The sequence below is a fragment of the Streptomyces sp. CA-288835 genome (assembly GCF_050936385.1).
Classification (GTDB): Bacteria; Actinomycetota; Actinomycetes; order Streptomycetales; family Streptomycetaceae; genus Streptomyces.
On sequence record NZ_JBNJMW010000001.1, the window covers coordinates 7,090,472 to 7,116,010 of the forward strand.

A 25,539-nucleotide genomic window follows, 5' to 3' on the forward strand; every position below is an offset into this window, starting at 1 on the left:
GTCACGGACGTACGAGCAAAAAGTATCGGCGGGGCGTGGGGCGCGGGTGTGAACGGGTGACCAGCACTCGCCGATGAGCGGCTCCACCGGTGGCCCGATCGGGTGGTCCCGGCAAGCGGCCCCGCAACACTTGACCTCAACTTTGGTTGAGATACGAGCCTGTCCCCATGAACTCCATGAACCCCACGCACTCCACCACAGACGACCCCATCCGCGTCGCCCTCATCATCGGCAGCAACCGCGAGGGCCGCTTCGGCCCCGTGGTCGCCGAATGGCTGCTGGGCCGCATCCGCGAGCGCGACGACATCGAGGCCGACGTCGTCGACACCGCCGACCTGCGACTGCCGACGGCCCTGTCCCACTCGCCGTCCGCCGAGGTGACCGCCGAGCTCGCGAAGGTCAGGCCGAAGCTCGCCGGCGCCGATGCCTTCGTGGTCCTCACCCCCGAGTACAACCACTCCTTCCCGGCCCCCCTGAAGAACCTCATCGACTGGCACTACACCGAGTGGCAGGCCAAGCCCGTCGCTTTCGTCTCGTACGGCGGACTCTCCGGCGGTCTCCGCGCCGTCGAGCACCTCCGCCAGGTCTTCGCCGAACTCCACGCCGTCACCGTCCGCGACACCGTCTCCTTCCACAATGCGGGCGCCCACTTCGACGACGAGGGCCGCCACAAGGACCCGGCGACTCCGAACGCCGCCGCGAAGGGAATGCTGGACCAACTGGAGTGGTGGGGACGGACGTTGAGGGAGGCGAAGAAGGTACGCCCGTACGCGGGATGACGGTGACGGGCTGTCGGCCGCCCGACGGTTCCGACGGTCCCGACCGCCCTGACGGCGAGTGACGCGTTTTCGCTCCTTGCGCCGGCGGATAGGCAAGTGCGCCTTGACAATCCCCAACTGTCAAGGCGCACTTGCCTCATGCCTCTCCCAGACCTGGACGAACTCATCGCGGAAGTCGACCGCACCTGCGACACCGCACACCGACCCGGCGGCGGTACGGAGCAGCCGGACTGGCTCGCCCTGCTGACCGTGGCCGCGCAGCTTTCCGGCCAACTGCAGGCCCTGGCGGACGACTTGGTCGAGGACTATGTCGAGCACTGCCGGATGCATGGCTGCTCGTGGACCGACATCGGGGCCGCCCTGGGCGTCACCCGGCAGGCGGTGCAGCAGCGCTTTCACGCCCCACACAAGCGATACGCCCCCGAGACGATGACCGACGACCTCCGCGAGGCGATGACCCACGTCAAGCGGGCCGCGGTGCAGCACCGCAACAACTACATAGGCACCGAGCACCTGTTGTGGGGCCTCACCGCGAAGCCCAATAGCGCCACCCGGCTCCTCGAGGCGTCCGGAGTCGCCCCCGACGTCGTACACCGCTCGGTCGAGGCCCACTTGAGCATGGGCGCCTCGCAAGCCGCCGAACGGATCGCCTGGACTCCCTACTCCCGCAAGGCCATCGCCCTGGCGGAGGAACAAGCGGGCTCCGCCCTCATCGACTGCGACCACCTGCTGAGGGGTCTTTGCCGGGTCGGCCGTGGGGTGGCGGCGACGGTACTGGCCGAGGCCGGCTTCACGACGGCCGCACCGGACGAGGGGTAGCCAACGGGCTTGAAAACGCTGGACAGTTGGGCGCCGTTTTTCCCATCCTCATGGAGAGACCCGTACTGACCGCCGTCCCCCTCTTCGGAAGGTGACATCGTGAAGTTCAGCTACGCGCTGCTCCCCGACTACCCGCTCACGGAGTCCCTGGACTCGATCAAACTCGCCGATGAACTCGGCTTCCACGCCTGCTACGCCGCCGACGAGACCTGGCACAAGGACCTGTGGCTCCTCTTCGCCGCGGCCGCCGGGCAGACCAGCCGCATCCGCCTCGGCCCGAGCGTCTCACCGATAACCCTCCGCGAACCGACCCTGATCGCCCAGGCCGTCGCCACACTCGACGAACTGTCCGGCGGACGCGCGGAGGCCGTGCTCTCCAGCGGCAACTTCGGGCTCCTCGCTCAGTACAAGATCGACTGGGCCCGCACCCGCCCGCTGTCCCGCGTCAAGGAAGCGCTGCATGTGGTGCGCACGCTGCTGGACGAGGGGACGATCTCGTACGACGGCGAATTCGCCTCGTACGAAGGCCTGTTCACGTTCGCGCGACCGGTCCAGAGCCGGGTGCCGCTGAAGCTCGGGGCGATGCGCGGGCCCAAGTCCTTCGAAGCGGCAGGGGAGTTGTCCGACGGCTGCCATCACGCGCTGAGCTACAAGCGCGAGGCGTACGAGTACGCGGTGCGGCACATCCGGGCCGGGGCCGAGCGTGCCGGCAAGGACTGGCAGTCCCTGGACATCGGCGCCTGGGTCGTCTTCGCGACCGGCCCCGACTCCGCCGCCGCCAAGGACGCGGCACGCAGCATGGTCGGCATCTACGCCTCCTCGATGCCCGAGGAACAACTACGCCGCAACGGCGTCGACCCGACCGAACTCAAACCGATCATCGACGCCATCGCCGCCGGCGACCTGGCCCGAGGCATCGAACTGACGACGCCGGAGATAGCCGAGCGCCTCTCCATAGCGGGCACCCCCGAGGAATGCCGGGACAAGATTCAACGCGAGATCGCCCCCACCGGTGTGAACCACATGATCTGCGCCCTCACCGACCGCGCCCTGGTCAAGGCCTTCACCGGCCGTGACCTGGCGGAGGTGGCAGACGTGAACACCCAGCTCCGCCTCATTCGGGAGCGGATGATGCCGGCGTTCGCGTGACCGGACACCGGTTGCCGAACTGCTGATCCAGGCTCCCGGACGGCTCACTCATAGGGGACGGGGTCGGTCCGGTTCGATTTCGCAGCCGAATGCCCCCGCGCGATCATCACCGTGCTCCATGGACTCGTACGTTTTAACCGGGAGGAGGCCGCGCGGGGGGAAAGGAATAGGCGCCCCCTGCGCATCACAACAGCCGCAAAATATCCGATGCAGTTATGGGTGCGGACAGGTCTCCCAAACAGGTGCAGAGCATACAGCGACGTGTCACCTCGCTAATTTCCGCATAATAGCCCACGAACACCCCTGCTCGGCGTCGTCAAGGCTGGCATTCCTGTCGATTTATTATCAATAATCATGCGGCGGTTGGCATAAAAATTTACCAGCGGCTTCGCCTTGTCAACGAGTGATCACGGGGGGAATGCTGATGCGTGGCAAGGCTTGAAAGTTATAGGACCACCGCTTTTCGGGCACAGGTGATGGGGTGCAGTGGCTCGGCTTTCCGTAATGTTTCGCTCGAAGTCGCTGCCGGTCCTTGCCGTGCGGTCGCTGGGCCCGGAAGGCGCATTACTCATGCTGATAACTGGCAAATTATTTCGTTTGATGCGGGTCGCCACTCCCCTCTCTACACAAATACGGAGGACTGAACCATGCGCATTCTCGTCGCCGGGGCCACCGGAGTGATCGGACACCCCCTGGTGGGCGCGCTGCGGGCACGGGGGCACGAGGTGAGCGCGCTGGTACGCCAGGAATCGCGGGAGCGGGCCCCGGAGGCGGACCACGTCGTGGTCGCCGACGCCCTCGACCGCGAGGCCGTGTTGTCGGCGGTGTCGGCTGCCCGGCCCGAGGTGATCGTCCATCAGATGTCGGCGCTGCGGCTGCTGGGCGACGACCCTGTGGCGGCCTTCGCGCTGACCGCGCGGCTGCGTACCGAGGGCACCGCCAACCTCATCGAGGCGGCCCGGGCGGCCGGTGCGCGGCGGCTGGTCGCGCAGTCCATCGCCTTCGCCGCCGCCCCGGCTTCGGTTCCCGTCGTCGACGAGGACGCGCCGCTGTACGTGGACGCCCCCGACCCCGGCTGGGCTGCCACCGTACGGGCCGTCGCCGAGCTGGAGCGGCTGGTTCTGGACAGCGGGCCGCTCGCCGGCGTGGTGCTGCGGTACGGCACGCTGTACGGCCCCGGCACCATGTATGCCCGTACCGGCGGGGCTGCCCAAGCCGTGCTGGCCGGACAGCTCCCGCTGCCCGGGGACGGCGCCGGGATCATGTCGTTCCTGCACGTGGAGGACGCCGTGGGGGCCACGGTCGCTGCCGTCGAATCGGATGCCATCGGGGTGTTCCATGTGACGTACGACGACCCGGCCCCGGCCGCGCAGTGGCTGCCGCACTACGCCCAGGTGCTGGCCGGCCCGTCCCCGCGCACGATCCCGGCGGAGCTCGCACCCCGGATGCTCGGCTGGTACCTGACCCATCAACTCACCGCGGCACACGGCGCGTCCAACGACCGGGCCCGTACGACGCTGGGCTGGAAGCCGCTGCGGCCGAGCTGGCGCGACGGGCTGGGCCAGGAATGACCGGCCCAACGGAACCAAACGAAATAAACTTACGGATTTACCTTATTGGAAGTGGAAATTGTGAACCCGATCCCCAGGTTGCGCCCCTCCGCCACCACCGTGGAGCAGTACCGCAAGGAGGACCTCTGGCGCGCTGACACCATCCTGGACGACCTGGCGCGGTGGCGTGCCGAGACTCCCGACGCCCCCGCCCTTCTTGTGTCGGAGGCCGGCCGGGGCCTCCTGCAGCTGAGCTACGCGCAGTACGCCGAGTATGTGGACCGCTTCGCCGGCGCATTGCACGCGCTGGGGGTGCGCAGCGGTCAGGTCGTCGCGATGCAGTTGCCGAACCTCTGGCAGGTCGGACCGCTGGTACTGGCCTGCGCCCGGCTCGGGGCCGTCGCCGCGCCGATCATGTGCGCGTTCCGCCCCCGTGAGCTGGAGCGGATGCTCCGCCGGCTGGATGCCGTCGTCTGCGTGACCATCGATCGGTGGGACAACTTCGAACACGCTGCGGCGCTGGCCGAGATGGCCCACCGGCTGCCCGCACTGCGCCACCGTGTGGTGCTCGGCGAGCGAACCGCCGACGGGGACGACGGGGAACTCGACTTCCGCGAGTACTTCGAGCACACAGAGCACAGCACCCTGCCGGATGCGTCCGTCGTGGACCCGGACCGGGTCTCCTTGGTGCTGTTCACCTCCGGCACCTCCGGCGAGCCGAAGGCCGTGCTGCACACCATGAACACCTGCTACGCCTGGTATGCCGCCGTCGCAGCCGCCGACGGAATCGGCCCCGCCAGCCGCGTCTACTCACCGAACGCGGCGACGCACATCGTCGGCCTCACCATGGGGATCTTCATGCCGCTGCACCGCGGGGCCTGCGCGGTCATCACGGACCGCTGGGAGCCGGAGGCTGTCATTCCCTTCCTGGCCGAGGCCCAGGTCAGCTGGATAGTCATCGTCCCCGTCTTCCTCTCCACCCTGATCGACGCGATGGAACGCACCTCGCTGCGGCTGCCCACCGTGCGGATCATCCGCGCGGGAGGCACCACGGTCCCGCAGCCGCTGTTCAGGCGGGTGACCGAGACCTTCGGAATCCCATTGGATGTGGGGTGGGGCATGACTGAGGGCGCCAATGTCTTCACCCGCTCCGGAGAACACCCGGAGCTGGCCGGCCACACCGTCGGGCGCCCCGCCCCGGGCCATGAGATCGACCTGCGGGCCGACCACCCGATCAGCGACGACCAACCCGGGCGTCTCTTCGTCCGCGGCCCTTCGCTGTGTCTGGCCACCTGGGGCCGGGATGACGGTCGGTTGACCGTGCTCGCCGAGCACGACGACGGCTGGTACGACACCGGTGACCTCGCGGCACCGGACGGCCACGGCGGCATCCGGCTGCACGGCCGTGCCGAAGACCGGATTGGCGTCATCATGATCCCGGTCAGTGACGTCGAGTCGGCACTGCTGGACCACCCCGACGTACGGGATGTCGCCCTGGTCGGCTACCCGGACGGCCACGGCGGCGAGCTCGCCTGCGCGGTCGTCGTCCCGGGGGAGCGGACGCCCACCCTCGAGGGCCTGCGCGACTGGCTCGGCGGGCTCGGCATGAGCGAATGGTGCCAGCCGTCCCGCCTGGAACTCCTGCCCCAACTGCCGCGCAACGAGACCGGCAAGGTGCGGAAGAACCTGCTCCGGGAACGGCTTCAGCTCCGCGCAGCTGACTAAGGGGTCCTTGCGCCATGAGGCTCGGGTCGCCCGGGAGAATCATCCCCGGGCGACCCGACTACCAGGCCTTGTTCCGAACTTACGTAGCACGTGAGCTGATTCGGCTCATCGACAAGCGCTATCCGCACTGAAGCATCAGGCACCCCCTGACAGGAGACATCAGCACGTGGACACCACCGGACCACGCACCGCCGAAAGCCTTGCCGCACGTTTCCACGACGTCGACTCGTCCGGCGTCCCCGAGGACTTCATCGCCTATTTGCAGAAGATGGAGGAGAGCGAGAGCGGCCGCGCAGTGCGGGAAATCACCTACCGCGCCCTGGATGCCGCCGAGGGCAAGGGAGCGGACATCGGGTGCGGCGCCGGCCGCGCCGTCGCGGATCTCGTACGGCTCGGAAAGGACGCCGTGGGGGTCGACAGCAGCCAGGCCATGGTTGACGCGGCCCTGGCCAGGTTCCCGCACTGTCGCGTCGTCAGGGGCAGCGCCTTCGAGCTGCCGTTCGAGGACGGTGAACTGTCGTGGTACCGGTCCGAGCGGACCTTCCTCCACTTCGGCGATCCCGCCGAGGCACTGTCCGAGGCCCGCAGGGTGCTGAGGCCGGGCGGGACAATCGTTCTCGCGGACCCCGATCTCGGGTCGATGGTGCTGAGTTCGCGGATCCCGGAGACGACCGACGCGGTCAAGGACGCGTTCTGCTCAGCCGTCCCGAATCCCCACGCCGGCACCCACAGCGCCTACCACCTCGCCGACGCGGGATTCACCGACATCGAGGTCGTTCCCGTCATGGCGGCTCTGAACGACCACGCGTCCGCGTTCGGCGTGGTACTGGAGCCGGCCTTGACGGCGGCTCTCGCCCAGGGCGCCGTCAGCGAGGAGGCGGCGGAGCGGTGGAAGGACGACCTGAGCGATCTCTCTCGCCGGAACGCCTTCACCGCGACGGCGACCTTCTTCGTCACCACGGCCCGCCTGGCGTCGTAGGGGTGGAGCCGTTCGGTCGGGAGTGCATGCGAGGCCGCCTCAGTCTCCGACCCGAAGGGCGAGGTGCCGAGCCTGCGAGAGGCGACCGCGGACGACATGGAGGACGCAGGGACGGACACCCGTGTGACGCCCGCGCTTCCCGGCGTACGGCCGTCGCCCCGGAGGTAAGCCCGAAGCGGCCGTTCGTGTGAGGAGCGAGAATCGTTCTGCGAAGGTCTGCAAAGGAGATCGATCATGGCCATGCCCGACTGGCTCACCGTCCTGACCACGACCGACGCCCCGGAGAAGGCGGACGCACTCGCACGCGGCGCGGTCGCGGCACGCGTGGCCGCCTGCGCGCAGATCTCCGGACCGGTCACGTCCGTCTACCGCTGGAAGGGAGAGATCGAGACCGCGTCCGAGTGGCAGGTGCTCTTCAAGACCACGGAAACGCGGTACGCGGAGCTCGAGGTGTACCTGCGCGAGGCACACGACTACGACACGCCGGAGATCATCGCCACACCGATCGTGCGGGGGAGTGCGGCGTATCTGGAGTGGCTTGAGCAGGAGACGGCGGGGTGAGCCGTCCACCCATCTTCGTGTACGGAACGCTGCGCCCCGGAGAGCCCAACCACGACCTCTTCCTGCTCGGGCACACCGTGTCCGAGGTGCCGGGCCGACTGGCGGGGGCGGTGCTGTACGAGGGCCCCGGCTACCCGTACGCCGTCGAGGAGCCCGGCGGCATGGTCTCCGGCGAGCTGATCACTCCCGCACCCGAGCGCTACGACCAACTCCTGCTCACCCTCGACCGGTTGGAGGACTACGCGCCGGGGGATCCCGCGAACCTGTACGAGCGTGTGGCCCGGAACGTGATCCGCGAGGACGGCACGAGTGTGGACGCCTGGGTGTACGTGGCCGCACCTACCGTCGCCACACGCCTGCGCGCCCGCGGCAAGCTCATCGAGGGCGGGGACTGGCGGGCGCGGGCTTGTTGAGGGGCGAGCAAAAACTGTCGTCCAATCACCGCTCAGTTTTCTGACGCACCCCGGTCTACATCTACGAAAGGAACACCAACCCCCGTACGACAAACAGGAGTCAGAGCCATGACCGCGACCACGCCCCAGACCCAGACCATCGCCCAGTCCTCCTCCCCCTCCTCGATCCGGTCCCTCGTCACGCGGCCCGTGTGGCTGGTCGGCGTGCTGGCCACGCTCGCCGGGGCCGTTGTGACCGAAGTGTTCGCGCTGATCGCTCGCGGCGTCGGAGTACCAATGGAGGCGGCCAGTCCCGGGGCCAAGGAGGCCGCGGAGATTCCGGTCGGCGGCTTCGCCGGAGGCGTGGTGTTCTGGTCGATCGCCGGGATCGTCCTCGCGGTGGTTCTCGCCCGCTGGGCCAAGCGTCCCGCCCGTACCTTCGTGACGATCACCGTCGCCCTCACGGCCCTCTCCCTCGCCGGCCCGGCCGCCGCCCCGCACACCGCCACGTCCACCCAGATCATCCTGGCCGCGTCCCACGTGGTCGCAGCCGCCGTAATCATCCCCGTACTGGCCCGCCGCCTCGCCGAGCACCACCGGTGACGAAGGGGACGACCCCACCCGCCCGTAGTGGCACCCTCGGCGATACCGAGGGTGCCACTACGGGCGGGTGGGGTGGGGGCGTATCGAGGCGGCGTGATCAACGGGGTCGATCCCCAGCCCCGCCCCTTCCCGGCTGTAACAATTTGCGGCTCCGCCGCGTGGGGGGCTGCGCCCCAGGCCCCCCCGCCAGGGGGTGGTGGGTGACACTCGTGTCGCGGCTGCGGGCGCGTCGTGGCTGGTCGCGCAGTTCCCCGCGCCCCTAAAGGACCTGCGACTGCCCGCACCCCGACGAGCAAGGGCCCCGGAAAAGCCCGCACCCCCATGGCCCCGCAGCCGCCCGCGGCGGCAAGGGGACGGGGCGGGGGTGTGCGCCCGCAGCGGCCGGCGCGCCACCCCGAGCACCCTCTACCAGCCAACAGCAACGCGCGCCGGTCCGAGGACGGACACCCCCGACGCGGCCCCGCACCCACCATGTACCTCAGGGGCGCGGGGAACTGCGCGACCAGCCACAATGGCGCCGCAGCCAAAATGGCCCCCCCTGCTCAACCGCCGGAGGCAACCCGCACCAACAGCACCCCCGGACACGCGGGAAGCGCGACCCGCAAGGACCCCGATTCCTCATCCCACTCCGCCGTACCGGTCGGCACCGACGGGTGCAGGACCTCCACCCGTACGTCCCCCCGACCCGCCAAGTGCGGCACGGACAGCGTCTGTTCGGCCTCGCCGCCCCGGCGCCACACCGACAGATACGTCACCCTCGCCGACGGCACCCGCACCCCCAAAGCCACCCACCCATCCCCCCACCCCGGCAACCCAAGCGGCCAGAACGGCACCCCCGACCGCAGGTCATCCCGGATCGACTTGTACGTCGCCACAGCGTCCCGTACCAGCGACAGCTGCCCGGCCGACATCCGGTCGAGGTGCCCGGACAGATGCACCCGCCCCAGCAACGCCGTACCCAACGTGAAGTTGATCTCGTCGTCCGAGAACTCGGGCTGGGGGTACGCCCACACAGCCCCCTGCTCCGGCGGCACAGCCGTAGGCGCCGCCGCCGCGATCGGCGGATAGCGGAGCGGGTCCTGCTGGTCGGACGTGGACTGCAGCTGAGCCACCGCCAAGGACGCGCCATCCATGCGCATACCGCCGGACGCGCAGTTCTCGATCACCAGCGACGGGTGGCGGTCAAGGACCGACGACAGCCAGGACAGCCACGCCCGCGTATGCGAGAGCAACCCCGGCACGGACGTGGTGATGTTGTAGTCCAGCTTCAGATACCCCACACCCCACTCACCCACGAGACGGTCCACCGTCTCGTCGAGGTGCGCCCGGGCCGCCGGATGCGTCAAGTCCAGCTGATGACGGCCCTGTTCGGTGACTCGCACGCCCCCCTCGTGGCGCAGAAACGCCTCATCCGGCAGCGAGCGCGCGACGGCGCTGCGGACGCCCACGACCTCCGGCTCGAGCCACAGCCCCGGCACCATCCCGCGCGAGCGGATACGGTCGAGCACCGCGCCGAGCCCCCCACCAGGGAACCGCCCGGCGGACGGCAGCCAGGCGCCGACGCTGTCCCACCAGCCCGCCGCGTCATCGTCGTACCAGCCGGTGTCGATGCAGAAGTACTCCGCCCCGGCCGAGGCGGCCGCGTCGATCAACGGCAGCAGCTTCTCCGTCGTCGGGTCGCCCATCAACGTGTTCATGTAGTCGTTGAAGATGACGGGGAGCCGCTCGTGGTCGGGGTGCGGGCGGCGGACGAGACGGCGGTACGTCGTCAGCGCGGCCAGCGCTCCGTCGAAGCGGGTACCGAGGGCCAGTGCAGCCCACTCGCTGCCGAACTCCCCGCCCGGCTCAAGGACTTCACGCCAGCCGTGCTCGTCCGAGGTCGGCCCGCCGAGTGTCAGGTACGTGTGCCCGCCGGCTTCCCCCGCCTCCCAGGCCCAGCTCGCCGCGGACTCGATCTGCCACAGCCAACTGCGTTCGTCCGTACGGTGGTTGAGGGCACCCATCGCCAAGTGCCCGTCGGTGGGCCAGCTGCCCCGCCCGGACAGGCGTACCGAGGCCCGGCTGTCGTGCTCGTGGACGTCCCGGCCGATGTCGGGCACGGACGCCCGCAGCGGTTCGGCGTACCAACGGCACTCGGCGAGCCAGTCGTTGCGCGCCCGGAACACGAGCAGGTCGTCGGGGGAGGGCAGGGCACCCAGCAGCAGGCTGCTGACCGAGCGCACGGTGACCGGCGCGGAGCCGTCGTTGCGGAGCCGCACCCGGGAGCGCAGCACCGGCACCCCGTCGGGCGAGGTGTACTCCGCGAAGACCACCAACTCGCTTGCGGGATCGTGGAGTTCGACGGTCAGACGGTGCCAGCCGTCGTCGTCGTACGTGGCGGCATGCGCCCGGTACTTCAGCCGTGGCCCGAGCGCCGTCCCCGTGAACCGCGGCCCCGAAAATCCCGTACCCTCACCGGCCAACACCAGATCGACGAGCGGCAACGCGGCACGGATCTCGGCATCCTCGTCCTTGGGCTCCGGATCGCCCGGCCGCCCCACTTGGAGCAGCCGAGCCGAGTCCCCGCCGACACCGGCGGCCCAAGCGGCCCCGCCGGTCTCACCCGTCTCACCGGACTCGCCGAAGTCGAAGTCGACCGCAAGCTCCGAATGCCCCCAGCGAAAGTGCCGTACGCCGTTGCCGTGGTCCTGCGTCACCCGATCTCCCCGCGATAGCCCTGATGACTCATGTCCTGGTGCCGTGATGCCGTGATCTTCAAGCCAACAAGTCAACCGTTACCCCTGCCACCGGGCCCCGTACTCTCCCGCACAATCAACTCCGGCTCCGCACAAGGCTCCTGCCCCGGAGCCGACGGATCCAGCAGCCGATGCAGCAAGCCGAAACCCGTACGCCCGAGCCCCTCGAAATCCAGCCGCACCGTGGTCAGCGCGGGGGCGAGGTACGCGGACGCGGGCGTGTCGTCGAAGCCCACGACGCTCAGCTCGTCCGGCACCCGGCGCCCCGCCTCCCGTGCCGCCCGCAGCATTCCGAGCGCGAGGTCGTCGTTGCCGCACAGTACGGCGGTGGCGTCGGGGTGGCGTTCTAGGAGCGTGCGCGCCGCGAGGTGACCGGAGCGCGGTGTCCAGCCGCCCTCGACCGGCGCGGGCGCGTCAACTCCCGCTTCCCGCAAGGCATCCAGCCAGCCCTCCGTCCGCTGTGCGGTTCGTGCCGTGGACGACGGGAGAGCGAGGCAGTGCACGGTCCGGTGGCCGAGGCCGAGCAGATGGCGGGTGGCGCGGGTGGCGGCGAGGCGGTCGTCGAGCCAGACGTGCCGGGGGTCCGGGTCGTCGCCGGGAGGGCGCTCGACCAGCGCGGTCACCGGTACGTCCGAGGGCAGCAGCTCCAGCGCCCGGACGCCCGCCGCGTCGAAGGCGATGACGATCACGGGCTCGCCCGGGCGTACCAGCCGGGCCCGCAACTCCTCGGCGTCCAGGGCCGCGTGGCGGTCGAGCACGCTGATGGAGACCGCGAAGCCCGCAGTGCGCGCCGCCTCCTCGATGCCGCGCAGCGCCGCCGCGTTGCCGTACAGGGAGGTGTCGGAGGTCAGCACGGTCAGCGAGCGGACCGCCTTGCCGGCGAGTTCGCGGGCGGCCCGGTTGGGCCGGTAGCCGAGTTCGCCGATGGCGGTCTGCACCCGTCGGCGGGTGGCTTCGGCGACGCGTTCGTTGCCGTTGATGACGCGCGAGACGGTTTGGTACGAGACGCCGGCCGCGCGGGCGACGTCCCTGATGGTGGGCTCTTGAACGCTCCTCATGTGAACGGTCACTCCCTGTTTACTGCACTGGCTACTTCAGTGTTATCGCTGCTTATTGCTGCAACAGGTGTTGACAGATGGTACTGCGGCGGGAGAATCATGCGCTGATGTGATCGTTCACACAAGAGTCCAGGAGCCGATGGATGACTCGGAGAACGCGCACGACACAAGGGACCAAAGGCATCACAGGGATCACAGGGATCACAGGGATCAGACGGTGGACCACCACGGTCCTCGCGTTCGCACTGATGGGAGGCGCCATGTCGGCGGCCCAGATGTCCGCGGCCCAAGGCGCGGAACGGGCGGCGCCCCGCCTCTCCGTCGACCTCGCCGACTCCGAGGGGCCGGTGATGCGCGGCGCGAACGGCGCGCTGTACGGGCTCAGTGACGACGGCGTGCCCAGCGACGCCGCGCTCGAGCCTCTGAAGGTCACCAGCATCTCGCAGAAGCCGGAGGGCGGCGCCCAGCATCCCAACGGGGACGCGATCACCGTCTCCAAGTCGTTCTTCCGCAACGGCGGCGGCGAGATCAACGTGATGATGCAGGACATCTACGCCAAGTGGCCGTACGAGGATCTCGGCATCGACGACTACCTCCCCAAGGTCGACAAGATCGCCAAGGAGGTGTCGGCCGCCCCGAACAGCGACCGCTTCGTCTACATCCCGTTCAACGAGCCCGACCAGATCTGGTACAACCTCGGCGTCGCGGACCAGGCGACGTACGAGAAGAACCGCGACCGGTTCTTCAAGGACTGGAAGACGGTGTACCAGCGGATCCGCGCGATCGACCCGGACGCCAGGATCGCGGGCCCGAACGAAGCCGCGTACCACACACGCCTGTTGACGGACTTCCTCGCCTTCGCCAAGCGCGAGAACGTACTTCCGCAGATCATGACCTGGCACGAGCTCGGCTCCGGCTCGCTGCGGGACTTCCAGGGGCACTACGACAACTACCGTTCCATCGAGCGTGAGTTGGGCATCGCCCCGCTGAAGATCAACATCGATGAGTACGCCAACCGCCGCGACCTGTCCGTGCCGGGGCAACTCGTGCAGTGGGTCTCGATGCTCGAGCGCAACAAGGTGTACGGCAACATGGCGTACTGGGACGCCGCAGGCAATCTCAGCGGCCATGTCGTGCGCTCCAACATCCCCAACGGCGGCTGGTGGCTGTTCCGTTGGTACGCGGGACTGACCGGCGACACCGTCAAGGTGACCCCGCCGCAGGCCAACACCATCGACACACTCCAGGGCCTCGCTTCGTACGACACGAAGCGTCGGCAGGCGCAGGTGGTGCTCGGCGGCGCGGCGGGTGACGCGGACGTCGTCGTCAAGAGCGTCGACCGCAAGGTCTTCGGGTCCTCGGTCACCGCGACCGTGGCGGAGGCGGCCTGGTCCGGGTACGAGGGCGCGCACGCGGCGCCTCAGGTGCTCAAGCGCGTGAAGCTGAAGGTGGCGAAGGACGGCACGGTCACCGTTCCGCTCACCGGGATGCGAAAGATGTCGGCGTACCGCGTCGTCCTCAACCCGGCCGGCTCCGGCACGCCCGCCACGCCGTCCGTCCCCTGGTCGGCGTCGTACGAGGCCGAGGACGCGGCCATGACCGGCGGCCAGGTCTACACCCAGGGCACGGTGTCCAACGCCAACGGGTACGCCGCCTCCGGCACCAAGGATGTCGGCTCGCTCAACACCGCTTCCAGCAAGGTGGACTTCACGGTCTCGGTGCCGCGCACGGGGACGTACGACCTGGGGATCCTGTACGGCAACCAGAGCGGGACGCCCGCCACGCAGAAGCTCTCCGTGGACGGCGGTCCGGCGACGACGGTGACGTATCCCTCGACGGAGAACTGGACGTACCGCGCCCTGAAGACCGTCCCCGTCTCCCTCACGGCGGGCAGCCACACGCTGACGCTGGCCAAGGACAGCAAGGAGGTGACGCTGGACCGCGTCGACCTGACGGCGAGCACGACGCCTTCGGCGCGGTACGAGGCGACGCTCGCGGACATCTCGGGCAAGCCGACGTACGACTACGGGAGTTCGGCCGGCACCGGGACGGGCACGCTGCGGCTCGGTTCCGGCGACAAGGCGGTCTTCGACGTGTACGCGCCGCGCGACGGCTACTACACGCTGACCTCGCGGGCTTCGGCGGCCGTGAAGCTGTCCCTGCACGGCCAGTCGGTGACGGCACCGCCCGACCGGGCGCTCCGGCTGTACCTGGTCGCGGGCAACAACCGGGTGACGGCGACCGGTTCGGGCGTCGGACTGCGCTCGCTGGACGTGTCGGGGGCGGGCTCGTCCTCGGGCACGCTCGCGTACGAGGGCGCGGACGCGACCCTGGCCGGGGGAGCACGCCTGGAGTCCTCGCCGTACGCCTCGGCGGGCTCGTACATCGGGTGGCTGGGCAACTCGTCGGGGAGCACGGCGCAGTTCACGGTCGACGCGCCGAAGGCGGGGCGCTACATGCTGGTGATCTCGTACGCGAACAATGACCGCCGCGACAACGGCCACGCGTACAACACGGACATCGTGTCCCGCACGGCGGATGTCACGGTGGGCGACACCACGCGGAAGGTGACCTTCAAGAACACGTGGAGTTGGGACGACTACTGGACGGTGGGGTTTCCGGTCGACTTGAAGAAGGGCGCGAACGCGGTGACGTTTGGCAACGCCACCGCGTGGGCGCCGAACATTGACAGGGTCGAACTGGCGCCGGTACTGGGCTAGTTGGTGCAGCACCGCGCCCCTGTGGAGGCCGCAGGCCTCTCAGGGGCGCGGTGCTGTGTCGATATGCGGCTCCGCCGCGTGGGCGCGACCAGCCACGACGCACCCGCAGCGTCAAACCGCCCCCTCCGCGGAGCGGTCGGCTCGCTCAACGCGCACCGCGCACGCCTTGAACTCCGGCATGCGGGATGTCGGGTCGAGGGCCGGGTTGGTCAGGGTGTTGGCCCGGCCCTCGCCCGGCCAGTGGAAGGGCATGAAGACCGTGTCCGGGCGGATGGAGGTGGTGATCCGCGCGGGCGCGGTCGCGCGTCCGCGCCGGGAGACGACGGCAAGGGCGTCGCCCTCCTTGGCACCGAGCCGCTCGGCGAGCCTCGGATGCAGCTCCACGAAGGCGCTGGGGGCGGCGGCGTTCAGCTCGTCGACCCGCCGGGTCTGCGCCCCAGACTGGTACTGCGAGACAACGCGCCCAGTGGTCAGCAGCACCGGGTACTCGTCATCGGGCTCCTCGGCAAGCGGCCGATGCGTCACGGCAACGAACCGCGCGCGACCGTCGGGCGTGGCGAAACGGTCGAGGAAGAGCCGGGGGGTGCCGGGGTGGACGTCGGCTGCGGCCTTTGGCTCGGCTTCGCTCGCCGGGTCGTCCGGCAGGAGGTCGAGCGCCGCGTCCTCGCCGTCCTGTGCTGCGGCGCCGGGCAGCGGCTTTTCCGCCGGGGCAGCGGGCTTGCTGTCGCCCACGTGCGGACCCTCCGCCGGGCACGGCCAGAACACCCCGTTCTCCTCCGCCAGGCGGCGATACGTGATCCCCGAGTAGTCGGCGGGGCCGCCCGCGCTCGCCCGGCGCAGCTCCTCGAAGATCTCCTCCGCGTCCGTCGGGAAGCCCTTTTCCACGCCCAGGCGGGAGGCCAGTTCGTGCATGACCTCCAGGTCGCTGCGGACGCCCTCAGGCGGAGTGATCGCGCGCCGCCGCAGCAGCACCCGGCCCTCCAGGTTGGTCATCGTCCCTGTCTCCTCGGCCCACTGCGTCACCGGCAGTACGACATCCGCCAGGGCCGCCGTCTCGGACAGCACCACGTCACAAACGGCCAGGAAATCAAGCGACTTGATGCGTTCCTCGATATGCGCGGCACGCGGCGCCGACACCACCGGGTTCGAAGCCATCAGCAACAGGGCGCGGATGTCCGTACCGAGCGCGTCAAGGAGCTCGTACGCGCTACGCCCCGGCCCCGGGAGTGAGTCCGGGTCCACGCCCCAGACCTCGGCCACATGGCGGCGCGCCGCCGGGTCGTCGAGCTTGCGGTAGCCGGGCAACTGGTCGGCCTTCTGCCCGTGTTCACGGCCGCCCTGCCCGTTGCCCTGCCCGGTCAGACAGCCGTAGCCGGACAGCGGACGCCCGGCGCGGCCCGTCGCCAGGCACAGGTTGATCCACGCGCCCACCGTGTCCGTACCCTTCGATTGCTGCTCGGGCCCCCGCGCGGTGAGCACCATCGCGGACTCCGGCTCACAGAACAGCCGTACCGTCTCCCGGAGTTGAGGCACGGACACCCCCGTGATCCGCTCCACCAGCTCCGGCCAGTGCGCCATCGCCGCGGCCCGCGCCTCCTCCCAGCCGCTCGTACGCTCCTGGATGTACGCCTCGTCCGTACGCCCCTCCGCCACCACCAGGTGCAGCAGGCCGAGCGCGAGAGCGAGATCCGTACCGGGGCGGGGGGCGAGGTGCAGGTCCGCCTGCTCGGCGGTCCGGGTGCGGCGCGGGTCGATGACGATCAGCTTGCCGCCGTTCTCCTTGAGCTCGGTGAGATAGCGCAGCGCGGGCGGCATCGTCTCGGCGAGGTTCGAGCCGACGAGGATGACGCAGCCGGTCTTCGGGATGTCCTCCAGCGGGAACGGCAGCCCCCGGTCCAGACCGAACGCCTTGATCCCGCCGGCCGCAGCGGACGACATGCAGAAACGTCCGTTGTAGTCGATCTGCGAGGTGCCGAGCACGACGCGGGCGAACTTCCCGAGCGTGTACGCCTTCTCGTTGGTCAGCCCGCCGCCGCCGAACACCCCGCACGCGTCCGGGCCATGCTCCGTACGCGTGCGGGACAGCGCCTCGGCGATCCGGCCCAGCGCCTCGTCCCAGGTGGCGGGCTCCAGGACACCGGAGTTCCGGACCAGCGGGGAGGTGAGGCGGACGCTCGATGAGAGCACCGCGGGCGCCGTACGGCCCTTGCCGCACAGCGCGCCACGGTTCACCGGGAAGTCCGGGCGCTCGACCACCGCGACGCCCCCGTCCTGCTCGGGCGTGAGATTCATTCCGCACTGCAAGGCGCAATACGGGCAGTGGGTGGGCGTCACGGTGTTCTGCATACCGTCCAGCGTGCGTCGCACGTGTTACGCACCGCAACGCGTCCCGTTACACGGCAGGCACGGGGACCTCCCCGCGGGGGCTCAGGCGGCGTGAGGGGCCGGAAGCGCGACGCCTGAGGTTCCTGTCGTGAACCTGTTCAGAAGCTGTCGATGTGCTGTCGGTCCAGTCATGTGACTTGTTTTGCCAGTGACGCGTACCACATTGAACGTTGAAGCTGTTCGGGTCGCCATCGCGCACATGCGGTGCGGCCCGCAACACCTTCGGACGATGTTCGGTATATCGAACGTCGTGTGTCAGTGTTCAGTCGCCCGAGGCACCTTCTCCCCACACAGCCAGGAGGTCTGTGAAGCATGCCCCTGAGCCATCTGTCCCCCCAAGACAGGGCCCTGTTCTGGCAGTTCGGCCAAGGCCCTGAAGTCCCCGTCCCCGACCCCCTCGTCCATCACGCCGTCGAACGGCGGGCCGCCGCCGCTCCGGACGCCGTCGCCGCCGAGCACCAGGGCACGACGATCACGTACGGCGAGCTCAACCGCCGTGCCGACCGGCTCGCGGCCAGACTCGTACGGGAGGGCGTACGGCCCGGCGATCACGTCGGCCTCTTCGTACGCCGCTCCATCCCGATGCTCGTCGGACTGCTCGGCACGCTGAAGGCCGGCGCCGCGTACGTACCGCAGGACATCGGCCTCACCCCCGCCGCCCAGTTACGGCACGTCATCCGTACCGCCGGAACGCGGGTCGTCCTCACTCAGACAGAGCACACGCTGCGGGTGCCTCTGCCTGACACCGGACACCGGCTGATCACGCTGGACGACGATGACCTCGCCCCGGCGGGGCCGGTCCGGCTCGAGCGGCCCGTACGCCCCGACGACGGGTGCTACGTCCTGTTCACCTCCGGCACGACCGGCAAGCCCAACGGCGTGAAGGTCACCCACCGCAACGTCGCCAACATCCTCCTCACCGCCCCCGGCGACCTCGGCATCCGCCCCGGCGACCGGGTCGCCCAGCTCCTCAACATCGCCTTCGACATGGCCGCCTGGGAGATCCTCGGCTGCCTCGCCCACGGCGGCACGCTCGTCATCCGCGGCAAGGACGTCGCGGCGGCGGCCCGTACGGCGGACGTGCTGATCGCGACGCCGACGGTGCTGTCCGGGATCGACCCGGCGGGCTGCCTCCATGTCCGGACGGTGGCGGTCGCGGGGGAGCCGTGCCCGCGCCCGCTCGCGGACGCCTGGGCCCGGCGGTCCGCGTTCCACAACTCCTGCGGGCCCACGGAGACGACCATCGTCAACACGATGCGCCGCCACCACGTGGACGACCCGCTGCTCACGATCGGCCGCCCCACCCCGAACAACACGGTGTACGTCCTCGACGAGCACCGGCGTCCCCTGCCCATCGGGGAGGTCGGCGAGATGTGGGCCGGCGGCGACTGCGTATCGGCGGGCTACCTGAACAACGAGGCGCTCAACGCCGAGCGGTACGCCCCCGATCCCTTCCTCGGCGGCGGACGCCGGATGTTCCGTACCCGCGACCTAGGCCGCTGGACGCCCGACGGCGAACTCGAGCATCTCGGCCGTACGGACGACCAGGTCAAGGTCCGCGGCTTCCGCGTCGAACTGGACTCCGTCTCCTCGGTACTGGAGTCGGTGCCGGGCTGCACCCGCGCCGTCACGCTCAAGCGGGACGCCCGCAGCCTGGTCTCCTTCGTCTGCCCGGCCGACGTCGACCCGGACACGGCCCGGCGCGCGGTGTCCGACGCGCTGCCGTACTACTGCGTGCCGGCCACGGTCCTCCCACTGGCCGCGTTACCGGAGACGGACCGGGGCAAGGTCGACCGGGCGGCACTGCTGCGGCTGGCGGCGGAGCGGGAGGATGCCGCTCGCGCGGCGACGGTTCGTGGCGAGGGGGCACCTCTGCTGCAGGTGTCTGCCGTGCGAGAGGGGGCGGCCTGATGACGTCGTCCGTCGAGACCTCGTCCCTGAAGAGGTCGTCCGTCGAGCCTCCGGCCGCCGGGAACTCGGCCACCGAGTCGCCGGCCGTCCAGCCACCGGTCGTCGAGGCACCATCCGCCGAGTCCCGGGCCGCTGAGCATTCGGCCGTCGAGCCCTCGGCCGTCGAAGCCCCCAGGGCCTCGTCCGCCGGAGCCCCGTCCGCTCCCGCGGATATCGCCGAGCTTCCTCCGCTCACCTCCGCACCCCGTCGCCTCCTCAAGCACCCCCGCCTGATGCACTACAACCGCCTGGCGGCCCTGGTGCTGCTCGCCAACCTCGGCTTTCTGGCGGTGAGTTGGGCGCCGAGCGCCGAAGCCATCGGCTACGCGTCCCTCGTGAACCTCGCGCTTGCCGTGGTCGTACGGCAGCAGTACGTCATCAACCTCTTCTTCCGGCTGGCCACTTGGGCGCCGACGAGCTGGCCGTTGAAGGTGCGGTGGACGCTCGGGAAGGTGTACCACTTCGGCGGACTGCATGTGGGCGGGGCGCTGGCCGGAGCGGTGTGGTTCCTCGCCGGGGCGGTCGTGGTGACCGTCGACGGCGCCAACGCGCCGCTCATCACGGTGAGTTGGGCACTCGTGGCCCTGCTCGTCGTCATCGTCGCCACCGCCCTGCCGCCCTTCCGCTCCCGCTTCCACGACCAATTCGAGAAGATCCACCGCTTCGGCGGCTGGACGGCGCTCGCACTGTTCTGGACGCACACACTGCTCGGCGCCCAGGGCCCGATCGCCCTCGGCATACTGGCCGTGGTCACCTTCAGCGTCGCCCTGCCCTGGCTGCGGCTGCGCAAGGTGGACGTACGGATCGAACGGCCCTCCTCGCACGTCGCCTTGGCCCGTTTCGACCACGGTGTGACCCCCTTCGCGGGGTCCTCCACCGCCATCAGCCGCAGCCCATTGAAGGAGTGGCACTCCTTCGCCAACGTGCCCTCGCCCGGCCGGCCCGGCTTCCGGCTGACCATCTCGCGCGCGGGCGACTGGACGGGCTCGTTCATCGACGACGCGCCCCCGAAGGTCTGGGTCAAGGGCATCACCACGGCCGGGGTCGCCAATATCGAGACCCTGTTCAGCAAGGTGATCTACGTCGCCACCGGCAGCGGTATCGGTCCCTGCCTGCCCCATCTGCTGGCCGCCGAGGTGCCCTCACGGCTCGTGTGGGCGACACGCGATCCCCGTAAGACCTACGGCGACGACCTGGTCGACGAGATCCTCGCCGTCCAGCCGGACGCACTGGTCTGGGACACCTCGCAGCACGGCAAACCGGACATGGTGCGGCTCGCGTACACCGCGTACCGCGACTTCGGCGCCGAAGCCGTCATCTGCATCTCCAACAAGAAGCTGACCTGGCAGGTCGTACACGGTCTCGAACGGCGCGGCATTCCCGCGTACGGCGCGATCTGGGACTCGTAACCGACCATCCGGAAAGGGGAGTTGATGAACACCCTCAAGATCGAACGCCACGGCCGCGTCGTCACCGTACGACTCCACCGGCCGCACGTCCTGAATGCCCTCAGCAGCGAGCTGCTGGCCGAACTCCTCGACGTACTGCGCCCGTTGGACCGTGACCCGGAGGTCGGCTGCTTCGTCGTCACCGGTTCGGAGAAGGTCTTCGCGGCCGGTGCCGACATCAAGGAGATGGCCGGGAAGTCGGCCGTGGACATGGCCGCGGAGGACTACTTCGCGGGCTGGGAGGAGTTCGCCGGATTCCGTACGCCGAAGATCGCGGCCGTCAACGGCTATGCGCTGGGCGGCGGTTGCGAACTCGCGATGATGTGCGACCTGATCATCGCGGGCGAGTCGGCGGTCTTCGGCCAGCCGGAGATCAAGCTCGGCGTGATCCCCGGCATCGGCGGCACCCAGCGGCTGACCCGCCTGGTCGGCCGCGCCAAGGCCATGGACCTGATCCTCACGGGCAGGACGATGGACGCCCGCGAGGCGGAGACGGCGGGCCTCGTATCGCGGGTCGTACCCGACGACCGGGTCCTGCCCGAGGCGACGGAAGCCGCCGAAACCATCGCCTCTTACGGCCGCCCGGCCGTCACGGCGGCCCGCGAATCGGTCGACCGCGCCCTGGAGACAGGCCTGCGCGACGGGCTGCTATTCGAACGGCGCGTATTCCATGCGCTGTTCGCGACGGAAGACCAGCAGGAGGGGATGAGCGCGTTCATGGAGAAGAGGGCGCCTGTTTTCAAGGGGCGCTGAGGAGTGAGTCGGGCGAGTCCGGCGAGCCGGGTGAGTTGACCCGGTGAGCGGGATGAGCTGATCCGGTGAGTGAGCGGGGGCGGCGGACGGGGTTTTCGGTCCGCCGCCCCCGCGTCATGTGCGGGTTGTGGGGCCGGGTCCCGTAGGGGAAAGGCGGGGGTCGGGTCAGGGCGGTGCCCGGATGTCCGGGGTGCCCTCGGGCCGAGATCGTCGAAGCATGACGACATCGGGGACGAGGACGACAGGGGCAGCAGGGACGGTGGGCGGGAGCGGCGAAGGGGGCACGGCCGGGAAGAAGAAGGGGCGCCGGAGGCTCAAGCGGGTTCTGGTCACCCTTGTCACGGTCGTGGCCGTGCTGATCGCCGCGTTCGGTGGATGGCTGGCTTGGCTGTGGACCAGCGCCGATACCAGCACGGTCGGCAAGGGCTCCTTCGGCAATGAGCTCGCCATCCCGCCGCTCGCCGAACCCAGCCGGGTCAAGGCGGACGGCACCAAGGTCTTCGACCTCGAAATGCACGCCGGCGAGAAGGAGTTCAGTCCGGGCCAGCGGACCAAGACCTGGGGGTTCAACGGCGACCACCTCGGCCCCACCCTGCGTGCCGAACGCGGCGACAAGGTCGAGCTCAGAGTGCGCAACAAGCTGGCCGAACCGTCGACCGTGCACTGGCACGGCATGCACCTCCCCGCACGGATGGACGGCGGTCCGCATCAGATGGTGCGGCCGGGCGGCACATGGACGCCGTCGTGGAAGATCGACCAGCCCGCCGCCACCCTCTGGTACCACCCGCATCCCCACGGGCGAACCGAGCGGCACGTCCAGCGCGGCCTCGCCGGGATGTTCCTCCTCGACGACGACAAGTCCTCCGCCCTGCCGCTGCCGAAGAAGTACGGCGTCGACGATCTGCCCGTCATCGTGCAGGACGTCAAGTTCGACGGCGCCGAGTTCGATCACGGACGCGGCATCATGCAGAACGTCGGCTTCCTCGGCGACCGCACCATGGTCAACGGCACCCTCGACCCGCACCGAGAAGTACGGGACGAACTGGTGCGGCTGCGGCTGCTCAACGCCTCGACGGCCCGGACGTACTCCTTCGGCTTCGATGACAACCGCCGCTATACGCAGATAGCGACCGACGGCGGCCTTCTGGAAAGCCCCGTGCAGACCGAGCGGCTTCAGCTCTCGCCCGGGGAGCGCGCCGAGATCGTCGTACGGATGCGGGCCGGCGAGCGCACCACCCTGCGCAGCTTCCCGCAGGACAACTACGGGGACGCCTGGAACACCCGGTTCGGCGGGGGCGACGACTCCTTCGACATCCTGAAACTACGGGCCGCGGCGAAGCTCCGCCCCTCGCCCGAACTGCCGCAGAAGCTGGGCGAACTGGAGGTGCCGGACGGTACGGACGCCGTGCGCGCCCGCCACTTCGACCTGAAGAAGTCGGGGATCAACGGACGCAAGATGGCCATGGACCGAATAGACGAGACGGTCACCAGGGGCACCACCGAGACCTGGACCGTCCGCAACACCAACGGCATGCCCCACAACTTCCATGTCCACGATGTGCAGTTCCGCGTCCTGGAGGTGAACGGAAAGACCCCGCCGCCGGATCTGCGGGGCCCCAAGGACACCGTCTTCCTGCCGAACGGTACGACGATGAAGCTGGCGCTGAGCTTCGAGGGCCCGGCCGACCCGGACACCCCGTACATGTACCACTGCCATCTCCTCTACCACGAGGACGAGGGCATGATGGGCCAGTTCGCGGTGGTCGAGAAGGGCCAGCGGGCCGGGCAGCCGGACGCCGGTGGAGTCGACGGAGCCGGTGGAGCCGATGGTGGACAGGACGCGCACGCGGGACATTGACGTGCGGTCATGACGACGGGGGGACGGGGCGACGGGAGTGACGGGGGCGGGACGACTACGGGAGGTGTGCTGTGCCTCGGCTATCGGCTACCTGGCCGTCGCCAGGGCTCGCGACACCCCCGGCTCCTCCGGCCCCAGGAACCGCGGATCGGGCTCGAACACCGCCTCCGTAGCCGCCTTGCTCGCCGCGAGGAGCTCCCGGACGGCGCCGTAGTACCAGACTCCGTCACGCCGGTCACCCTCGGCGGGGACGCCGTACGACGTGACGCCCGCTTCCTCGCACAGGGCGACCGCACGGCGAATGTGGAAGCCCTGGCTGATGAGCACGGCCTCGTCGATGCCGAAGATCTCCTTGGCGCGGACGCAGGAGTCCCAGGTGTCGAAGCCGGCGTAGTCGCTGACGATGCGCCGGTCGGGGACGCCGCGCTCGGTGAGGTAAGTCCGCATGCTGTCAGGTTCGTCATAGTCTTCCCGGCTGTTGTCGCCGGTGACCAGGACGACCTCGATACGGCCCGAGCGGTACAGCTCGGCCGCCGCGTCCAGACGGTGGGCGAGGTACGGGGAGGGCCGCTCGCCCCGCAGTCCGGCGCCGAACACCATCGCCACGTCGGTCCGCGGCACGCCCCGTACGGTTCCCAGCCGGTCGTCCGCCGCAAGGAACAGCCACGTCGAGGGGAGCAGCGCCAGTACGCACCCGAGCATCACCGCCTGCACGGTCCGGCGCTGCCCCGTACGGGTTCGCGGCAACCGCGGTCTCAGCAGCGGAAGGAGGCGCAGCAGCCGCGTTCGACGCCACCGCAGCCGGGCCGGCCTCAGCTGCAGCATCCGGTATCCTCCCAGGTCAGTGGCCTCGTCGAAGAGAACGTTGGGGAGGGTGATCCGGTTCCCCTCCGGCCCCTGGCCACCTCACGACCGTCCTCGCCCCGCCGTGAACCCCCGGAAAACACCTGTCATTCCCGCGCAACGGGGCGGCAACGTCGTACCGCCACCATCAGTTCATGACGGCGTCGAACCCTCCGCGCGACGAGTCCACCACACGCCCCGGTGGCCAGCATCTCTGGGGCGCTCACCTCGACAGTACGGCGCAACTGATGAACCGGATCACCAGCCAGCTCGGCAGCCAGCTCAGCCTCGTCTCGCCCGACGGGACGCGGCGTTCCGCGCCGCCCGCGCTCGTCCTGGTGGGCCATGGCAGCCGTGACCCGAGGGCGCTGAGCACCATCCGTGCGCTCATCGAGAAGGTCCGAGAGCTGCGCCCCTCCCTGCCCGTGCACCTCGGCCACATCGAGCTGAACGAGCCCCTGCTGCCCGACACGCTCGCCTCCCTCGGCACCGGCGACGCGGTCCTCGTACCGCTGCTGCTCAGCCGCGGCTACCACGTCAAGCAGGACATCCCGGAGGCTGCGGCCGCGGCCCAGGCAAACACCAGGGTCGCCGCGCCGCTAGGCCCCCACCCGCTCCTCGTGGAGACGCTGCACGAGCGCCTGGTCGAGGCCGGCTGGCGAACCCGGATGACCCACACCGACCGCCGCACCAGCGGAATCGTGCTGGCCGCCGCCGGCTCCCGCGACCCGGAGGCAGCCATCGACACTCGCCGCACCGCGGGCCTCCTGGCCGAGCGCCTAGGCGTCCCGGTCATCCCCGCGTACGCCTCCGCCGCCGCACCCACCGTCCCGCACGCAGTCCGCGCCCTGGCCGCCCGAGGCCGCCACCGCATAGCAATCGCCTCCTACTTCACAGCCCCCGGCCGCTTCTCCACAGAGTGCGCAGAGGCGGCCCCCTGGATAGCAGCGGCCCCCCTGGGCGCCCATCCATCGATGGCCCGCCTGGTCCTACACCGCTATGACCAGGCACTGGCGACGCCGACGACTGCGGCGGCACCCCAACTGGCGTCCGCCTGAACTTGCCGTCCTGCCTGACTGGCGTCCGCCTGAACTTGCCGTCCTGCCTGAGCTCGGCGTCTGCCTGAGCCTGGCCACTCGCTGGAGACTGGCGTCCGCCTGAGCCTGGCGTCTGCCTGAATCTGGCGTCCCGCCTGAGTTTGGCGTGCGCCTGGAACTGGGGTCCGCCTGATC

The 25,539-nt window shown here is 69.7% G+C and carries 19 protein-coding genes; 15 read left to right on the forward strand and 4 right to left on the reverse strand.

Translation table 11 applies throughout. The annotated features are described in order from the left end of the window. The first annotated feature begins 167 nt into the window (after positions 1–167). From ACQEVY_RS32090 to ACQEVY_RS32130, 9 genes are all read left to right on the forward strand, one after another. The gene (locus ACQEVY_RS32090; protein ID WP_432952866.1) at positions 168–779 is read left to right on the forward strand and encodes an NADPH-dependent FMN reductase; all 612 of its coding nucleotides are present in this window, start codon (positions 168–170) and stop codon (positions 777–779) included. A gap of 138 nt (positions 780–917) precedes the next feature. Then, positions 918–1,598: a Clp protease N-terminal domain-containing protein gene (locus ACQEVY_RS32095; protein ID WP_432952867.1), complete on the forward strand. Its 681-nt coding sequence runs from the start codon at positions 918–920 to the stop codon at positions 1,596–1,598. Between the two features lie 99 nt (positions 1,599–1,697). Next, positions 1,698–2,747, forward strand: coding sequence for an LLM class flavin-dependent oxidoreductase (locus ACQEVY_RS32100; protein ID WP_432952868.1), 1,050 nt, complete (start codon positions 1,698–1,700; stop codon positions 2,745–2,747). 647 nt (positions 2,748–3,394) lie between these two features. Continuing rightward, positions 3,395–4,318 (forward strand): NAD-dependent epimerase/dehydratase family protein, encoded by a 924-nt coding sequence (locus tag ACQEVY_RS32105; protein ID WP_432952870.1) that lies wholly within the window; start codon positions 3,395–3,397, stop codon positions 4,316–4,318. 51 nt (positions 4,319–4,369) lie between these two features. Beyond that, the gene (locus ACQEVY_RS32110; RefSeq protein ID WP_432952872.1) at positions 4,370–6,022 is read left to right on the forward strand and encodes an AMP-binding protein; all 1,653 of its coding nucleotides are present in this window, start codon (positions 4,370–4,372) and stop codon (positions 6,020–6,022) included. Positions 6,023–6,188: 166 nt separating this feature from the next. After that, complete coding sequence (locus tag ACQEVY_RS32115; RefSeq protein WP_432952873.1) at positions 6,189–7,001, forward strand: methyltransferase domain-containing protein; 813 nt, start codon at positions 6,189–6,191, stop codon at positions 6,999–7,001. Between the two features lie 234 nt (positions 7,002–7,235). Next, a complete protein-coding gene (gene cutA / locus ACQEVY_RS32120; protein WP_328771777.1) occupies positions 7,236–7,562 on the forward strand; it encodes a divalent-cation tolerance protein CutA in 327 nt (108 codons plus the stop codon). Further along, the gene (locus tag ACQEVY_RS32125; RefSeq protein ID WP_432952874.1) at positions 7,559–7,975 is read left to right on the forward strand and encodes a gamma-glutamylcyclotransferase family protein; all 417 of its coding nucleotides are present in this window, start codon (positions 7,559–7,561) and stop codon (positions 7,973–7,975) included. The genes cutA and ACQEVY_RS32125 overlap by 4 nt, the downstream gene beginning before the upstream one ends. 108 nt (positions 7,976–8,083) lie before the next feature. Then, entirely contained in the window at positions 8,084–8,557 is a 474-nt protein-coding gene (locus ACQEVY_RS32130) for a DUF6069 family protein (protein ID WP_432952875.1), read from the forward strand. A 542-nt stretch (positions 8,558–9,099) separates the two neighbouring features. Here the strand turns inward: ACQEVY_RS32130 and ACQEVY_RS32135 are convergent. Both ACQEVY_RS32135 and ACQEVY_RS32140 read right to left on the reverse strand, forming a co-directional pair. Next, positions 9,100–11,253, reverse strand: a complete 2,154-nt coding sequence (locus tag ACQEVY_RS32135; protein ID WP_432952876.1) for an alpha-galactosidase — start codon at positions 11,251–11,253, stop codon at positions 9,100–9,102. Positions 11,254–11,324: 71 nt separating this feature from the next. Next, positions 11,325–12,350, reverse strand: a complete 1,026-nt coding sequence (locus ACQEVY_RS32140) for a LacI family DNA-binding transcriptional regulator (protein WP_432952877.1) — start codon at positions 12,348–12,350, stop codon at positions 11,325–11,327. A 260-nt stretch (positions 12,351–12,610) separates the two neighbouring features. On the opposite strand from ACQEVY_RS32140, the gene ACQEVY_RS32145 reads away from it, so the two are divergent. Continuing rightward, complete coding sequence (locus tag ACQEVY_RS32145) at positions 12,611–15,070, forward strand: CBM35 domain-containing protein (protein ID WP_432952878.1); 2,460 nt, start codon at positions 12,611–12,613, stop codon at positions 15,068–15,070. A 111-nt stretch (positions 15,071–15,181) separates the two neighbouring features. Here ACQEVY_RS32145 and ACQEVY_RS32150 read toward each other — a convergent pair whose 3' ends face one another. Beyond that, entirely contained in the window at positions 15,182–17,416 is a 2,235-nt protein-coding gene (locus tag ACQEVY_RS32150) for a molybdopterin oxidoreductase family protein (RefSeq protein WP_432952879.1), read from the reverse strand. Positions 17,417–17,767: 351 nt separating this feature from the next. Here ACQEVY_RS32150 and ACQEVY_RS32155 point away from each other — a divergent pair, with 351 nt between their 5' ends. The 4 genes from ACQEVY_RS32155 to ACQEVY_RS32170 all read left to right on the forward strand — a co-directional run bounded on the left by ACQEVY_RS32155 (position 17,768) and on the right by ACQEVY_RS32170 (position 23,464). Beyond that, on the forward strand, positions 17,768–19,366 hold the full coding sequence (locus ACQEVY_RS32155) for an amino acid adenylation domain-containing protein (protein WP_432952880.1): 1,599 nt from the start codon (positions 17,768–17,770) through the stop codon (positions 19,364–19,366). Continuing rightward, a complete protein-coding gene (locus ACQEVY_RS32160) occupies positions 19,366–20,814 on the forward strand; it encodes a hypothetical protein (protein WP_432952881.1) in 1,449 nt (482 codons plus the stop codon). The genes ACQEVY_RS32155 and ACQEVY_RS32160 overlap by 1 nt, the downstream gene beginning before the upstream one ends. 24 nt (positions 20,815–20,838) lie before the next feature. Next, on the forward strand, positions 20,839–21,606 hold the full coding sequence (locus ACQEVY_RS32165) for an enoyl-CoA hydratase-related protein (RefSeq protein ID WP_432952882.1): 768 nt from the start codon (positions 20,839–20,841) through the stop codon (positions 21,604–21,606). A gap of 217 nt (positions 21,607–21,823) precedes the next feature. Further along, positions 21,824–23,464 carry a multicopper oxidase family protein gene (locus ACQEVY_RS32170; RefSeq protein ID WP_432952883.1) on the forward strand — a complete coding sequence of 547 codons (1,641 nt, stop codon included), beginning with the start codon at positions 21,824–21,826 and terminating at the stop codon, positions 23,462–23,464. A gap of 87 nt (positions 23,465–23,551) precedes the next feature. On the opposite strand, the gene ACQEVY_RS32175 is transcribed toward ACQEVY_RS32170, so the two are convergent. After that, a complete protein-coding gene (locus tag ACQEVY_RS32175) occupies positions 23,552–24,289 on the reverse strand; it encodes a SanA/YdcF family protein (RefSeq protein ID WP_432952884.1) in 738 nt (245 codons plus the stop codon). A gap of 173 nt (positions 24,290–24,462) precedes the next feature. Between ACQEVY_RS32175 and ACQEVY_RS32180 the strand changes: the two genes are divergently transcribed. After that, positions 24,463–25,365, forward strand: a complete 903-nt coding sequence (locus ACQEVY_RS32180; protein WP_432952885.1) for a sirohydrochlorin chelatase — start codon at positions 24,463–24,465, stop codon at positions 25,363–25,365. Positions 25,366–25,539: the final 174 nt, after the last annotated feature.